This window comes from Enterobacter sp. RCC_40 (assembly GCF_041360735.1).
GTDB lineage: Bacteria > Pseudomonadota > Gammaproteobacteria > Enterobacterales > Enterobacteriaceae > Enterobacter > Enterobacter ludwigii.
Genome location: NZ_JBFUPR010000004.1, coordinates 414,933 through 430,566 on the forward strand (window position 1 = coordinate 414,933; position 15,634 = coordinate 430,566).

9 protein-coding genes are annotated in these 15,634 nt (G+C 55.7%); 5 read left to right on the forward strand and 4 right to left on the reverse strand.

The genetic code is table 11. The annotated features are described in order from the left end of the window. Positions 1-81: 81 nt before the first annotated feature. Both AB6731_RS16655 and AB6731_RS16660 read left to right on the forward strand, forming a co-directional pair. Positions 82-585 carry a GNAT family N-acetyltransferase gene (locus AB6731_RS16655; RefSeq protein WP_020883521.1) on the forward strand — a complete coding sequence of 168 codons (504 nt, stop codon included), beginning with the start codon at positions 82-84 and terminating at the stop codon, positions 583-585. A gap of 83 nt (positions 586-668) precedes the next feature. Then, positions 669-1,688, forward strand: a complete 1,020-nt coding sequence (locus AB6731_RS16660; RefSeq protein WP_032680192.1) for an NAD(P)-dependent alcohol dehydrogenase — start codon at positions 669-671, stop codon at positions 1,686-1,688. Positions 1,689-1,769: 81 nt separating this feature from the next. On the opposite strand, the gene AB6731_RS16665 is transcribed toward AB6731_RS16660, so the two are convergent. Continuing rightward, positions 1,770-3,416 (reverse strand): glycerone kinase, encoded by a 1,647-nt coding sequence (locus AB6731_RS16665; RefSeq protein ID WP_371006576.1) that lies wholly within the window; start codon positions 3,414-3,416, stop codon positions 1,770-1,772. A 137-nt stretch (positions 3,417-3,553) separates the two neighbouring features. Here AB6731_RS16665 and AB6731_RS16670 point away from each other — a divergent pair, with 137 nt between their 5' ends. Further along, positions 3,554-5,056, forward strand: coding sequence for a helicase HerA-like C-terminal domain-containing protein (locus tag AB6731_RS16670; RefSeq protein WP_371006577.1), 1,503 nt, complete (start codon positions 3,554-3,556; stop codon positions 5,054-5,056). On the opposite strand, the gene AB6731_RS16675 is transcribed toward AB6731_RS16670, so the two are convergent. Next, the gene (locus AB6731_RS16675; RefSeq protein WP_371006589.1) at positions 5,036-5,977 is read right to left on the reverse strand and encodes a TIGR01212 family radical SAM protein; all 942 of its coding nucleotides are present in this window, start codon (positions 5,975-5,977) and stop codon (positions 5,036-5,038) included. The genes AB6731_RS16670 and AB6731_RS16675 overlap by 21 nt on opposite strands. Positions 5,978-6,659: 682 nt before the next feature. On the opposite strand from AB6731_RS16675, the gene gltB reads away from it, so the two are divergent. Next, positions 6,660-11,120, forward strand: coding sequence for a glutamate synthase large subunit (gene gltB / locus AB6731_RS16680; RefSeq protein ID WP_020883516.1), 4,461 nt, complete (start codon positions 6,660-6,662; stop codon positions 11,118-11,120). A gap of 9 nt (positions 11,121-11,129) precedes the next feature. After that, on the forward strand, positions 11,130-12,548 hold the full coding sequence (locus AB6731_RS16685; RefSeq protein ID WP_014171835.1) for a glutamate synthase small subunit: 1,419 nt from the start codon (positions 11,130-11,132) through the stop codon (positions 12,546-12,548). A gap of 105 nt (positions 12,549-12,653) precedes the next feature. Here the strand turns inward: AB6731_RS16685 and AB6731_RS16690 are convergent, their stop codons facing one another. Together AB6731_RS16690 and AB6731_RS16695 are read right to left on the reverse strand one after the other, a co-directional pair. Then, entirely contained in the window at positions 12,654-13,214 is a 561-nt protein-coding gene (locus AB6731_RS16690) for a membrane protein (protein WP_014171836.1), read from the reverse strand. After that, the gene (locus tag AB6731_RS16695; protein WP_020883514.1) at positions 13,211-15,631 is read right to left on the reverse strand and encodes a fimbrial biogenesis outer membrane usher protein; all 2,421 of its coding nucleotides are present in this window, start codon (positions 15,629-15,631) and stop codon (positions 13,211-13,213) included. The genes AB6731_RS16690 and AB6731_RS16695 overlap by 4 nt, the downstream gene beginning before the upstream one ends. Between the last annotated feature and the right edge of the window lie 3 nt (positions 15,632-15,634).

Here is a 15,634-nt window from a genome sequence, read left to right on the forward strand (position 1 = left end):
CTGAAAACTCCTCGCTTGCGCTCCCTTTACTGCGGTGCTATTAACAGCAGTTGTGTGTCAATTTTTGTAATGAGTAAGACTATGAGCGTGATTACCCCCGTCGCGACGACGATGCGTCGGATCACTGAGCAGGACAACCCGGCTATTGCCGCCGTTATCCGAACGGTTTCCGCTGAGTATGGCCTGACCGCCGACAAAGGCTATACCGTTGCCGACCCGAATCTGGATGAGCTGTTTCAGTTGTACAGCCAGCCGGGCTACGCCTATTGGGTTATTGAGCAGAACGGCCAGGTCGTGGGCGGCGGTGGCGTGGCGCCTTTAAGCTGCAGCGAGCCGGATATCTGCGAACTGCAAAAAATGTATTTTCTGCCGTCGGTACGCGGGCAAGGGCTGGCGAAAAAGCTGGCGCTGATCGCCCTTGAACATGCGCGTACTCAGGGTTTTAAACGCTGTTACCTGGAAACAACCGCCTTCCTCAAAGAGGCCATTGGCCTGTATGAACATCTGGGCTTTACGCATATTGATGCGCCGCTGGGCTGTACCGGCCACGTCGATTGCGAAGTCAGGATGCTGAAAACTCTGTAAAGGGCATTCCTGCCCTCTTCTGTTAAGCGACTGTAAACTGAATGCTCTACACTCTCAGTTCACACCATAACGGGGGAAACACGATGTCGAAGATAAAAAGCTACGCCGCACCGCAGGCGGGTGCAGAACTTGAGCTGTACGAATACGATGCGGGCGACCTAAAAGCAGAAGACGTCGAAGTGCAGGTTGATTACTGCGGGATCTGCCACTCCGATCTCTCCATGATCGACAATGAATGGGGCTTCTCACAGTATCCACTGATTGCCGGCCACGAAGTCATTGGCCGCGTTGTGGCGCTCGGTAGCGCCGCACAGGACAAAGGGCTGAAGATCGGCCAGCGCGTGGGGATTGGCTGGACGGCGCGCAGCTGTGGTCACTGCGATGCCTGTATCAGCGGTAACCAAATCAACTGCCTCGAAGGCGCAGTCCCTACCATTCTGAACAAAGGCGGTTTCGCCGATAAACTGCGTGCCGACTGGCAATGGGTTATTCCCCTGCCGGACAGCATTGATATCGAATCTGCCGGTCCGCTGCTGTGCGGCGGTATCACCGTATTCAAACCGCTGCTGATGCATCATGTCACCGCCACCAGCCGTGTGGGTGTCATCGGGATTGGTGGTCTGGGCCATATTGCAATCAAACTGCTGCACGCGATGGGCTGTGAAGTCACGGCGTTTAGCTCGAACCCGGCCAAAGAGAAAGAAGTGCTGGCGATGGGGGCGGATAAGGTAGTCAACAGCCGCGATCCGCAAGCGCTCAAATCGCTGGCAGGTCAGTTTGATCTGATCATTAATACCGTTAACGTCGATCTCGACTGGCAACCGTACTTTGAAGCGCTGGCCCACGGCGGTAACTTCCACACCGTCGGTGCAGTGATGAAACCGCTGCCGGTGCCTGCGTTTACGCTGATCGGGGGGGATCGCAGCGTCTCCGGTTCAGCAACCGGTACGCCGTTCGAATTGCGCAAACTGATGAAGTTTGCCGGACGCACTAAAGTGGCGCCCACCACCGAACTGTATCCGATGTCTAAAATCAACGAAGCTATCCAGCATGTGCGTGACGGTAAAGCCCGTTATCGCGTGGTGTTGAAAGCGGATTTTTGATGTGAACGCGCGGGGTGCGTGCGGCCTGATTGCACGCATCTCTACCCTCTCCCGTCGGGAGAGGGTGTAATACTCAAAACGCTACCGTTTTGCTGCGGTCATTGCCTTGAACACCTCTGCCACCGCCACGGCCCCCGGGTCGGTCACCCCCTCCAGGTTCTCTTTGTTGACATACGACGAACGTCCGGCCCCCGCTTTCACCATATGCGCTGTCGCCTCAGCGCCCGCGTTCGCAGCCTGCGCAGCAGCCTGAAGGTCGCCTTTCTGCAATGCCTCCAGCGCCGGTTGCAGGGCATCGATCAAGGTGCGATCGCCAAGATCTGCCCCACCATACTGCTTCATCTGCGCCAGCCCGCTTAAGAGCGCTTCCGGCAACGGCTGACCGTCGTGCAACGTCTGCCCGGCAGCGGTAAAGAAGATCGACATCAGCACACCGCTTGAGCCCCCCATAACCGTTGCCAGCCGCTCGCCAACCAGCAGCAACAGCGTCGACACATCATTTAGCGGAAGCTGTTTCTTCTCCAGACGCTGCGCAATATCCCGCGCCCCTTGCGCAAAGGTAGAGCCCGTATCGCCATCACCCACTTTGGCATCCAGCGCATTGAGGCGGTTTTCCAGCTGGATCAGCGTCTGCGTGACCGTGGAGACGATCTCTGCGACCCGTGGATTGTCCGAGGCGGTATATTCCACGCGGTCATGGATCGCGCTATGTTCCTGCACGCGCAGCGGCGCAAACGCCACCGGCTTCTGCCAGCCCAACGTCTCCACCTCTTCATGGAGAGCTTTTTCGAACAGATCGTTAAGCTTCAGCAACGTCAGCGAAAAGCCTTTCATATCCAGGGCACTCACCAGCGGTGCCGGACCAATCAGATAAGCGATATTCTCTTTCAGCGCCGAGTGGGCCAGCTCTTTGGTGAGCAATGCCATCTCCAGCGCCGACACGCCGCCGAGGTTATTGATAAGCACCGCAAAACGCCCGTTACCGGCCTGCGCTTTGAGCGGCTCGACCAGCGTGTCGATAATGGCTTTGCTGTTTTGCGTATCGACAACCGAGGCACCAGGCTCGCCGTGGATCCCAAGCCCCAGCTCCACGTGCCCCTGCTTGATCCGCCCCTCTTCATCATCACTGCCCGGCAGGTTACAGGTTTGCATTGCCACGCCCAGGCTCCAGAGATTATCGCAAGCTTGTTGCGCGATATCGCGCACCTCAGTCAGTGATTTTCCGTGCTCTGCCGCATAGCCCGCAATTTTATGAACCAGTGCCGTACCGGCGATACCGCGCGGCTGTTTGTTATCCGGCAGGGCAATATCATCGGCGACAATGACCATCTCGACCTTCAGGCCATAGCGCTTGGCTTTTTCTGCCGCCAGGCCGAAATTAAGCCGGTCGCCGGTGTAATTTTTCACGATCAGCAGACAACCCCGATCGCCCGTTACCGCCACAATGGCGTTCAGCACCGCATCAACGCTCGGCGAAGCAAAAAGATCCCCGCACACCGCTGCTGTGAGCATCCCTTTGCCGACAAACCCGGCGTGTGCAGGTTCATGACCAGAGCCACCGCCTGAAATAACCGCCACCCGGCTTTTATCCCAGTCGCTGCGCGCCACCACCCGAATGGCCGGATCGATATCAAGTTTGACGAGATTAGCGTGTGGTGCCGAAATCAGTATGCCTTCGATGGCGTCGTTGACCAGCTGTTTGCGATCGTTAAAGAAGAATCTGGACATAGTTTTCCAAAATTTTGTGAACCGTATGCAAAAGCATAGTCCGCGCTGGATAATGCGCCGCAAAGTCAGCAATTTACTCAGCCATTTTGCCGTCAGATTGCCTATACTCGACCGAGGACTAAGAGAGGAAGCGCATTATGAGTACACCATTGTTAATTGCCCGCACGCTGGACAAAGAGCTGTTTTTACTGCCCGCGATGGCCAACCGCCACGGTCTCATCACCGGGGCCACCGGGACGGGGAAAACCGTGACCCTGCAGAAGCTGGCAGAGTCGCTTTCAGAGATCGGCGTACCGGTCTTTATGGCCGATGTAAAAGGCGATTTAACCGGTGTGGCTCAGGAAGGCAATCCGTCCGAAAAACTGCTCGACCGACTCAAAAATATCGGCATCACGGACTGGACACCGCACAACAATCCGGTCGTGTTATGGGATATCTTTGGTGAGAAAGGTCACCCGGTACGTGCAACCGTCTCCGATCTCGGTCCGCTGCTGCTGGCTCGTCTGCTCAACCTCAACGACGTGCAGTCCGGTGTGCTGAACATCATCTTCCGTATTGCCGACGACCAGGGTCTGCTGCTGCTTGATTTCAAAGATCTGCGGGCCATTACCCAGTACATCGGTGATAACGCCAAATCGTTCCAGAACCAGTACGGTAATATCAGCAGCGCCTCAGTCGGGGCCATCCAGCGCGGGTTACTGACCCTGGAGCAACAGGGTGCCGAACATTTCTTTGGCGAGCCGATGCTGGATATCAAGGACTGGATGCGCACCGACAGCAACGGGAAAGGCATCATCAATATTCTGAGCTCAGAGAAGCTTTACCAGATGCCGAAGCTCTACGCCGCCAGCCTGCTGTGGATGCTCTCTGAACTGTACGAGCAGTTACCTGAAGCCGGCGATCTCGACAAGCCCAAGCTGGTCTTCTTCTTCGACGAAGCGCACCTGCTGTTTAACGATGCGCCACAGGTTCTTCTGGATAAGATTGAACAGGTGATCCGCCTGATCCGCTCTAAAGGCGTCGGCGTCTGGTTTGTTTCGCAAAACCCGTCCGATATTCCTGACAACGTGCTGGGACAGCTTGGCAACCGCGTACAGCATGCCCTGCGCGCCTTTACGCCGAAAGATCAGAAGGCCGTTAAAGCCGCCGCACAAACCATGCGAGCGAACCCGGCATTTGATACCGAAGCGGCCATCCAGGCGTTGGGCACCGGTGAAGCGCTTATCTCTTTCCTGGATGCAAAAGGCAGCCCGTCCGTTGTGGAGCGCGCAATGGTAATTGCCCCTTGCTCCCGTATGGGGCCCGTGACGGACGATGAACGCAACGGCCTGATTAACCGCTCCCCGCTGTATGGTAAGTATGAGGACGACGTGGATCGCGAGTCGGCATTCGAGATGCTGCAAAAAGGGGTACAGGCCACCACCGAATCCCAGGACGCGCCTGCCGCCAAAGGCCAGTCTGTTGCCGTGGACGACGGCATCCTGGGCGGGCTTAAGGATATCCTGTTTGGTACAACCGGACCACGCGGCGGCAAACGCGATGGCGTCGTGCAGACCATGGCGAAAAGTGCAGCGCGTCAGGTCACGAATCAGATTGTACGCGGCATGCTGGGGAGCCTGTTAGGCGGTCGCCGCAGGTAAGCGGGGAACCCAGGGGCGACCAAGCGCCGATCCCTGTACGCCGTGCTCTTGCAGATAACGGTTGATTTCCACCATCCCCGTCCAGCGGTTCTCACACCAGAGCGGTGCAAGAAGCGTTGGACGGCGGGCGCTGGCGGAGATGCGGTGGTAGACAATCTCCGGCGGGGTGTGCCGAATCATCTCCCCCGCCGTCATCGTATACGCATCAAGCTCAATACCGGTTAAGCGCCCGGCTTCCCAGGCTTTGGCCATGATACTGCCCTTCACGATGTGCAGTGGATGCAGCTTAATTCCGTCCACACCGGTCTCGACCACCTTTTCCAGTGTCTCAAGACCGTGCTGCTGCCCTTCGCCTGGCAGGCCGACAATCAGGTGTGAGCACACCTTCAGCCCACGCTCACGCGCGAGACGTGTGGTGCGCTGGTAACAGGCGAAATCATGTCCACGGTTGATGCGGTGCAGAGTTTTGTCGTGCGCACTTTGCAGGCCCAGCTCCAGCCAGATCTCATACCCTTGTTCCTTGTACTCGCTGAGCAGGTCCAGTACCGCTTCCGGCACGCAGTCCGGGCGGGTGCCCACACACAGCCCTACGATACTGGCCTGACTTACCGCCTGCTGATACATGGAGCGCAAGACCTGTACTTCCGCCCATGTGCTGGTGTAGGCCTGGAAATAGGCCAGATACTGTTTCGCACGGTTGACCAGACTCGCCTGATGGGACAGCTGTTCGATGATAGAACGATGCTGCTGCGCTTCGTCAGCAAAAGACGCCACATTACAGAAAGTACAGCCCCCGCGCCCGATCGTCCCGTCACGGTTCGGGCAGCTAAAACCGCCATGCAGCGTCAGCTTGTGAACCTTTTGCCCATAACGCTGCAAAAGATCCCCACCAAACATGTTGACTAATTTCTGTAACTGCATAATCTGATAGACCGTCCCAAAGAAAGGGGACAAGCCTGCCATTTTTAGCCTCTGTCGGCGATGACCTGGATCAATCGCCCTGGACGGCCTTTACCTCTATGAATAAATACTCAGGATTACTGCAATTTCATTCACGCCAGTTGTGATTACTTTTCCTTATGTTCTGATTGTTTTTTTCACTTATAGCGCCAGCACTGAAAAACAGTGACTTTATGCGGGTTTGCATTTCATCGTAGAGAATTATTCTGCTAAAAAACGGCTATTCAGCACGCTACATCGATAATACCGCTTTCATATAGTGAGTCAGATCACACTCCGCTGGGTCTCGCCACAGCTTACAAACGTTGTAAATAGAGTTGAATTTCTTTTATATACAAATAGTTAATTACGCTTTAGCACATTTTTGTATAAATAAGATTGCCATTTGACCTGTGTACCAATTCCCGATAAGTTGGAAATCCGCTGGAAGCTTTCTGGATGAGCAGCCTGCTCATCATATTTATGCAGTAATTGAGATTCCCTCTGAAGCAAGTCCTCAAACTTGTTTACCTGCGCGAAAGGATGAAAAAGAGGGCGAATGCGAGGTACGCGTATGAAACGCAAACCCCGTCGCCATGCTCTTTCTGTGCCTGTGCGCCACGGTTCAGTGGGAAGCCCGACGAGCCTGGGGAGGTTCACTGATATGTTGTACGATAAATCCCTTGAGAAGGATAACTGTGGTTTCGGCCTGATCGCCCACATAGAAGGCGAACCTAGCCACAAGGTAGTGCGTACTGCTATTCACGCACTGGCCCGCATGCAGCACCGTGGTGCCATCCTTGCTGATGGTAAAACCGGCGACGGTTGCGGTCTGCTGCTGCAAAAACCGGATCGTTTCTTCCGTATCGTTGCGGAAGAGCGCGGCTGGCGTTTAGCCAAAAACTACGCTGTCGGTATGCTGTTCCTGAATCAGGATCCTGAAAAAGCTGCCGCCTCACGCCGCATCGTCGAAGAAGAACTTCAACGTGAAACCCTGTCTATTGTTGGCTGGCGCGATGTGCCAACCAACGAAGGGGTACTCGGCGAAATCGCCCTCTCCTCGCTGCCTCGAATTGAACAGATTTTTGTTAATGCCCCTGCGGGCTGGCGTCCGCGTGATATGGAACGCCGTCTGTTTATCGCCCGTCGTCGCATTGAAAAACGTCTCCAGGACGACAAAGAGTTCTACGTCTGTAGCCTCTCTAACCTGGTGAACATCTATAAAGGTCTGTGTATGCCGGCTGACCTGCCGCGCTTCTACCTGGACCTGGCGGACCTGCGTCTGGAATCGGCCATCTGCCTCTTCCACCAGCGCTTCTCCACCAACACCGTCCCTCGCTGGCCGCTGGCGCAGCCGTTCCGCTACCTGGCGCACAACGGCGAGATCAATACCATTACGGGTAACCGCCAGTGGGCGCGTGCTCGTACCTATAAGTTCCAGACGCCACTGATCCCTGACCTGCATGATGCCGCGCCGTTCGTTAACGAAACCGGCTCTGACTCCAGCTCCATGGATAACATGCTGGAGCTGCTGCTGGCAGGCGGTATGGATATCGTGCGCGCCATGCGTCTGCTCGTGCCACCGGCATGGCAGAACAACCCGGATATGGATCCAGAGCTGCGCGCGTTCTTCGACTTTAACTCCATGCACATGGAGCCGTGGGATGGCCCGGCGGGCATCGTTATGTCCGACGGTCGCTTTGCTGCCTGTAACCTGGACCGTAACGGTCTGCGTCCGGCACGCTACGTCATCACCAAAGATAAGCTCATCACCTGCGCCTCTGAAGTCGGTATCTGGGATTACCAGCCTGACGAAGTGGTTGAGAAAGGCCGCGTTGGCCCGGGCGAGCTGATGGTTATCGACACCCGCGGTGGGCGCATTCTGCACTCTGCTGAAACCGATAACGATCTGAAGAGCCGCCATCCGTACAAAGAGTGGATGGAGAAAAACGTTCGTCGCCTGGTGCCATTCGAAGATCTGCCGGATGAAGAAGTGGGCAGTCGTGAGCTGGACGACGATACGCTCGCCAGCTTCCAGAAACAGTTTAACTACAGCGCCGAAGAGCTGGATTCCGTGATCCGCGTACTCGGTGAAAATGGCCAGGAAGCGGTCGGCTCCATGGGTGACGATACCCCGTTTGCCGTGCTCTCCAGCCAGCCACGCATCATTTATGATTACTTCCGTCAGCAGTTTGCGCAGGTGACCAACCCGCCAATCGATCCGCTGCGTGAAGCACACGTGATGTCACTGGCCACCAGCATCGGTCGCGAGATGAACGTCTTCTGCGAAGCTGAAGGCCAGGCGCACCGCCTGACCTTTAAATCGCCGATCCTGCTGTACTCTGATTTCAAACAGCTCACCACCCTGAAAGAGGATCACTACCGCGCCGACACGCTCGATATCACTTTCGACGTGACCGAAGCGACCCTCGAAGAGACGGTGAATGCGCTGTGTGACAAAGCGGAACAGATGGTGCGTAACGGTACCGTTCTGCTGGTGCTCTCTGACCGCAATATTGCGAAAAACCGTCTGCCGGTACCGGCCCCAATGGCGGTAGGTGCTATCCAGACGCGTCTGGTCGATAAGAGCCTGCGCTGCGACGCCAACATCATTGTTGAAACCGCCAGCGCCCGCGATCCGCACCACTTTGCCGTGCTGTTAGGCTTTGGTGCGACGGCTATTTACCCGTACCTGGCCTACGAAACGCTGGCGCGTCTCGTGGATACCCGTGCTATCGACAAAGATTACCGCACGGTGATGCTGAACTACCGTAACGGCATCAACAAAGGCCTGTACAAAATCATGTCCAAAATGGGCATCTCGACCATCGCCTCCTACCGCTGCTCGAAGCTGTTTGAAGCGGTCGGTCTGCATGACGACGTGGCGACACTTTGCTTCCAGGGTGTTATCAGCCGTATCGGCGGTGCCGGATTCGCTGACTTCCAGCAGGATCTGATGAACCTGTCGAAACGCGCCTGGCTGGCACGTAAGCCGCTGGATCAAGGTGGTCTGCTGAAGTATGTCCACGGCGGTGAATATCACGCTTATAACCCGGACGTGGTGCGTACGCTGCAACAGGCCGTTCAGAGCGGCGAGTACAGCGATTACCAGCAGTATGCTGAACTGGTGAACAACCGTCCGGCGGCGACGCTGCGCGACCTGCTGGCGCTGAACCCGGGTGATGAAGCCGTCAGCATTGACGACGTTGAGCCTGCCACTGAACTGTTTAAACGCTTTGACACCGCGGCAATGTCCATCGGTGCGCTCAGCCCGGAAGCTCACGAAGCGCTGGCTGAAGCGATGAACAGCATCGGCGGCAATTCAAACTCCGGTGAAGGTGGTGAAGACCCTGCCCGTTATGGCACCAACAAAGTCTCACGTATCAAGCAGGTTGCATCCGGTCGCTTTGGCGTCACGCCAGCGTATCTGGTTAACGCCGACGTGATTCAGATTAAAGTCGCTCAGGGTGCAAAACCGGGCGAAGGCGGCCAGTTACCGGGTGATAAAGTCACGCCGTATATCGCCAAATTACGCTATTCCGTACCGGGTGTGACGCTGATTTCTCCGCCACCGCATCACGATATTTATTCTATCGAGGATCTGGCTCAGCTGATTTTCGACCTGAAACAGGTCAACCCGAAAGCGATGATCTCCGTGAAGCTGGTTTCCGAACCGGGCGTTGGCACCATCGCGACCGGTGTGGCAAAAGCCTATGCGGACCTGATCACCATCGCCGGTTATGACGGTGGTACCGGGGCAAGCCCACTCTCCTCCGTGAAATACGCGGGCTGTCCGTGGGAGCTTGGCCTGGTGGAAACCCAGCAGGCGCTGGTGGCTAACGGTCTGCGTCATAAGATCCGTCTGCAGGTGGATGGCGGCCTGAAAACCGGCCTCGACATTATCAAGGCGGCGATTCTGGGTGCGGAAAGCTTTGGTTTCGGCACGGGCCCTATGGTCGCGCTCGGCTGTAAATACCTGCGTATTTGCCACCTGAACAACTGTGCAACCGGTGTTGCAACCCAGGACGAGAAGCTGCGTAAGAACCATTACCACGGCCTACCGTTCAAAGTGACGAACTACTTTGATTTCATCGCCCGCGAAACCCGTGAGCTGATGGCACAGCTGGGCGTGAAACGCCTGGTGGATCTGATTGGCCGTACCGACCTGCTCAAAGAGCTGGAAGGTTTCACAGCCAAACAGCAGAAGCTGGAGCTGTCTAAGTTGCTGGAAACTGCCGAGCCACATCCTGGCAAAGCGGTCTACTGCACCGAGAACAACCCGCCGTTCGACAATGGCGTGCTGAACGCGCAGCTGCTGCAGCAAGCGAAGCCGTATGTGGATGACAAGCAGAGCAAAACGTTCTGGTTTGATATTCGCAACACTGACCGTTCTGTCGGTGCATCGCTTTCCGGTTACATCGCGCAAACGCACGGTGACCAGGGCCTGGCGGCCGACCCGATTACCGCGCACTTCAGCGGTACCGCGGGTCAGAGCTTCGGCGTGTGGAACGCCGGCGGCGTTGAACTGTATCTGACCGGTGATGCCAACGACTATGTCGGTAAAGGCATGGCGGGTGGTCTGCTGGCGGTGCGTCCGCCGGTCGGTTCAGCCTTCCGTAGCTGCGATGCCAGCATCATCGGTAACACCTGTCTGTACGGCGCAACCGGCGGTCGTCTGTTTGCAGCAGGTCGTGCAGGTGAACGTTTTGCCGTACGTAACTCCGGTGCCATCACCGTGGTTGAAGGTATCGGTGATAACGGTTGTGAATACATGACGGGCGGGATTGTGTGCGTCCTGGGTAAAACCGGCGTGAACTTTGGCGCAGGCATGACGGGCGGTTTTGCTTACGTCCTGGATGAAGACGGTGAGTTCCGCAAACGCGTGAACCCTGAACTGGTGGAAGTGCTGGACGTTGAAACGCTGGCTATCCACGAAGAACACCTGCGCGGTTTGATTACCGAACACGTGCAGCATACCGGTTCTTCGCGCGGCGAAGAGATCCTGGCCAACTGGCCGGCGTTCTCTGCGAAATTCGCGCTGGTTAAACCGAAGTCCAGCGATGTTAAAGCCCTGTTGGGTCACCGTAGTCGTAGCGCAGCAGAGCTGCGTGTGCAGGCGCAGTAAGGAATTCAGATGAGCCAGAACGTATACCAGTTTATCGACCTGCAGCGTGTTGATCCGCCAAAGAAACCGCTGAAGATCCGTAAAATTGAATTTGTAGAAATCTATGAGCCGTTTTCAGAAGGCCAGGCCAAAGCACAGGCAGACCGCTGCCTGTCCTGCGGTAACCCTTACTGCGAATGGAAATGTCCGGTCCATAACTACATCCCGAACTGGCTGAAACTGGCCAACGAAGGACGTATTTTTGAAGCTGCCGAGCTGTCTCACCAGACAAACACCCTGCCGGAAGTGTGCGGCCGCGTGTGTCCTCAGGACCGTCTGTGTGAAGGTTCCTGTACGCTGAACGACGAATTTGGCGCGGTGACCATCGGTAATATCGAACGCTATATCAACGATAAAGCCTTCGAAATGGGCTGGCGTCCGGATATGACCGGCGTGAAGCAAACCGACAAGCGTGTGGCGATCATCGGTGCGGGCCCGGCGGGCCTGGCCTGTGCGGACGTACTGACCCGTAACGGCGTGAAGGCCGTGGTCTTTGACCGCCATCCGGAAATCGGCGGTCTGCTGACCTTCGGTATTCCGGCCTTTAAGCTGGAAAAAGAGGTCATGACCCGCCGCCGTGAAATCTTCACCGGTATGGGCATTGAGTTCAAACTGAACGTGGAAGTGGGTCGCGACGTGCAGCTCGACGACCTGCTGAAGGATTACGACGCCGTCTTCCTGGGCGTGGGAACCTATCAGTCCATGCGCGGTGGTCTGGAAAACGAAGATGCGCCGGGCGTATTCGACGCACTGCCGTTCCTGATTGCCAATACCAAACAGATCATGGGCTATGGCGAAACCGCCGATGAGCCGTATGTCAGCATGGAAGGCAAACGCGTGGTGGTGCTGGGCGGGGGTGATACCGCGATGGACTGCGTGCGTACCTCCATTCGCCAGAATGCGGCACACGTGATCTGCGCCTATCGTCGTGACGAAGAGAACATGCCGGGCTCTAAACGCGAAGTGAAAAACGCGCGTGAAGAGGGCGTGGAATTCCAGTTCAACATCCAGCCTCTGGGTATTGAAGTGAATGCCAACGGCAAAGTGAGCGGCGTGAAAATGGCGCGCACTGAGATGGGTGCGCCGGATGCGAAAGGTCGTCGTCGCGCAGAGATCGTGGCAGGCTCCGAGCATGTGATCCCGGCCGATGCCGTAGTAATGGCGTTCGGTTTCCGTCCTCACAGCATGGAGTGGCTGGCGAAGCACAGTGTAGAGCTGGACTCTCAGGGTCGTGTTATTGCGCCGGAAGGCAACGAAAACGCGTTCCAGACCAGCAACCCGAAAATCTTTGCTGGCGGTGATATCGTTCGCGGTTCCGACCTGGTCGTTACCGCGATTGCCGAAGGCCGTAAAGCCGCTGACGGTATTCTGAACTACCTGGAAGTGTAAGAAATAAGCCGGATGGCAAATACCATCCGGCTTTTTTTATGCGGTTAACCGCCGTTGATTTTCCCCCTGCAGCTCCGCTTTTCTGTGGTGCCGCAAAAAGAAGGGTTACTTCGTCAATAAGCTCCAGGTCAAATCACTTTCCAGCGTAGTTTGATCTGTCAGATGGCTGAACGCGCTTTCGTTGAGAACCGGTGAGAGCGTTACGTTGAAACTCATCTGCTGGCCGGAAGGGACCTGGTTATTCTCAAGCGCAATCACCGCCTCGTTATTACGCAGATAGAACGGCGTCGGTGTACCGTTTTCCGGCGTAAAATTCAGCTGATCGACCGTTTTACCCACGGTGTAACTTTTGCCATCGACGGTCATGTTGTCAATTTTGACTGCGACACCGCCGGACTGCCCAAAAAGAAACCGCCCCTTATCTCCCGCTGTACCGCGCAGTATCACCGCCATCTGCTGAGACTGAGGGCAAAAAACATTTACCGTGATGTCGCGATCGGCCATTTTATGCCAGTCCTGCTGCGTCGTTTCGATCGTATCCCGGCGCATCTCATGATAATCCACCACCGGCTGTGAGAGGCTGAGCTGGCAATCTTCAGCATGGGTTATTCCTGTCACACCGAGCATCAGCAAGGCCACTAAGCCCGATAAGTGTCGACTGTTCATCGGCAGACTCCGTTCACTTCTTCATAGAAGGCATTTTCGTCACGCTTATCAGCCAGGGTGTAATCAATCTTACACAGTCGGTTATTGTCACCGTCTAGCGCGTAGAGCGCGCTCAGCTGATCGGCATCGTTAATAAAGACGTGGCCATCATCAACCGTGGTCACGATATAGTTACCTTTCTCATCAACAATCGAGATCCCTTTACTCAGGGGCTGACCGTCAGCCTGCTTAACGCTTAGCATGACGCGGCGGCTGTTAAGTACTTTGAAATCAATCTCGCTGACCGAGGCATGGCCTGCGGCAATATATTTCGTGCCGTTAGCCAGCGTCATACTCTGCGGCAGCTTATTAGCATCAATTTCTATGCGGGAGTTATGCCATTCGTTGAGTGAAGGTACCACGGCCTGGCCCCATGGATCGGTCCAGACGGTACCTTGCGGAGTGGAGATTTCAACGCCGCTCTTCTTCTCGCTCAGTCTGGCAATCGCGAAGGTGTCCTGAATCGTATACGGCGAGAAAGTCACACCCTCTTTATGCATGGCCACGCCACCCGACAATGTCGCATTGTAGTTCCGCTGATTATCCCCACTGGTTCCGCCCCCCACGCTCAGTTGCGTATAGCGCAGGTTAGTGTTGATGTTGCCGTTGAAGCTGTTGTCTTTCGAATCCTGATCGCGATCGGCTGAGATGTAATAGTTCGTATTGTCTCCCAGCGAGCCGCTGTTAGACGCGCCATAGGAGGTGCTATCACCCTGTTTACGCATATAGGTACTGATGGACTGACTGCCGCCGAGCGGGATGCTCACGTTGACGTAGAACATCTCATTGTCCTGATCGTCATCGACATTACCGACCGCACTTTGCCAGTTCATGGATACTGACGCGTACGTAAAGGTCTTGCCCCATGACAGCAAGAGGTAACGTGAATCTTCACCGTCACCGCTGGTCTGGTTGTAGTTGAACCCTGCGCTAAACACCCCCGCCAGAGGGGAGGAGAAACGAACGTTGCCGGAATAGGTGTTGTCATATCCCTGATAATCATCGTCCATCGCATCAGCCAGTTCGCGATACTCTCCGCTGTAATGCGTCGCACTGCCTGAAAGACCGACGTACTCGTTCAGGATGTAATCACTTTGCAGCTCGGTTTTTACCCCGCTGCTGCTGTCACCAAAGCTCGCATTGCTGACTGCCGCACCCGTTGAAAGGGTCCAGTCATCGCTTACCAGGAACTCTGTCCTGCCGCCTGCCGCCTGATAGTTTTCCGCAGCGGCACCTGAAGCCAGGAGATTCATCCACGGAGAGACACGCCAGCCGTCAGAGATGTTCATCACCAGCGGATCGTTATAGTCGCTGTCGATGCTGCGCACCTGACCTACAGAAAGGGTTAGACCCTGCGGGCGTGAAAGGTTGCGCGCCCTTACCTGAGACGCCGGAACGATGAAACGGTTAGTTGCGCCGTCGGATTCCACCACTGAGACGTCCAGATCCACATTGTTGCGAACCACGGGCACGTCATCCAGCGTGAAGGGGCCGGCTGGCACAAGGGTACTGAAGACCAGTTGACCGTTCTGGCGGATTTCGACACGTGCCTGGGAAGACTGGGCAATACCGGAAACGCTCACGCCAGAGCTTGCTCTCGCCAGACCGCTGGTCGGCATAAACTGAACGCCGGTAATCGGCACCCCGCTCAACACGTTGGACATGGCGTTGATTTCACCCACCTGCATCGTCATTTTTTGCGCGGTAAAAACATGCTCTGCATAGGTGTAAATGCTTTCGGCATTTCGGCTACCGTCGTCATCCGTCAGGATATAACGGCTGCGCAGCGCCCAGTCCATCGTGTTGAATCCGGCTTCCAGGCTGGCCTGAGAGTAGCGGCTGCTGTCATTGTCACCATAGTCGTTATGGGTGCTGAACAATGAATAGTTCAGCAGCGCCGCCGTTCCGCCATGCTGGAAGTTTTTGATATCCGACGACAGACTGTTCACCGCTTCAGCTGGCAGATAGAGTTCAACGGCCTCCTGGTTAGGCAAGGCGTTGATGACGGCTTTAGGATAGTTATCCCGAATATCATGACACTCCTCACCGGACTTTATTGACACAGGCATCAGCCCAGCAAACTCCATGAGATCGTTATCAAAGCAAAGCATGCCATCTTTATTGAAACGAACTGCAGCCATTCCTCGCTCTTTCCCGTTGACCTTCACCGAAACGGAGTGGGTTCCGGGTAAAAAGCGCGGTGCTTCTGCGAAGTAATGGTTGAGATCTTTATTCAACCCCAGCGTTTGCATTATCCCCGTGTCGAAGGTGACCTCCCTCGCCAGTACGGATGTTGAATCAAGTAACACCAGAGGTAATGTGCCGCAAAGAATGGCGCGGACACAAAGTGCAAGGCGGCTTTGTTTACTCACCGTCATATC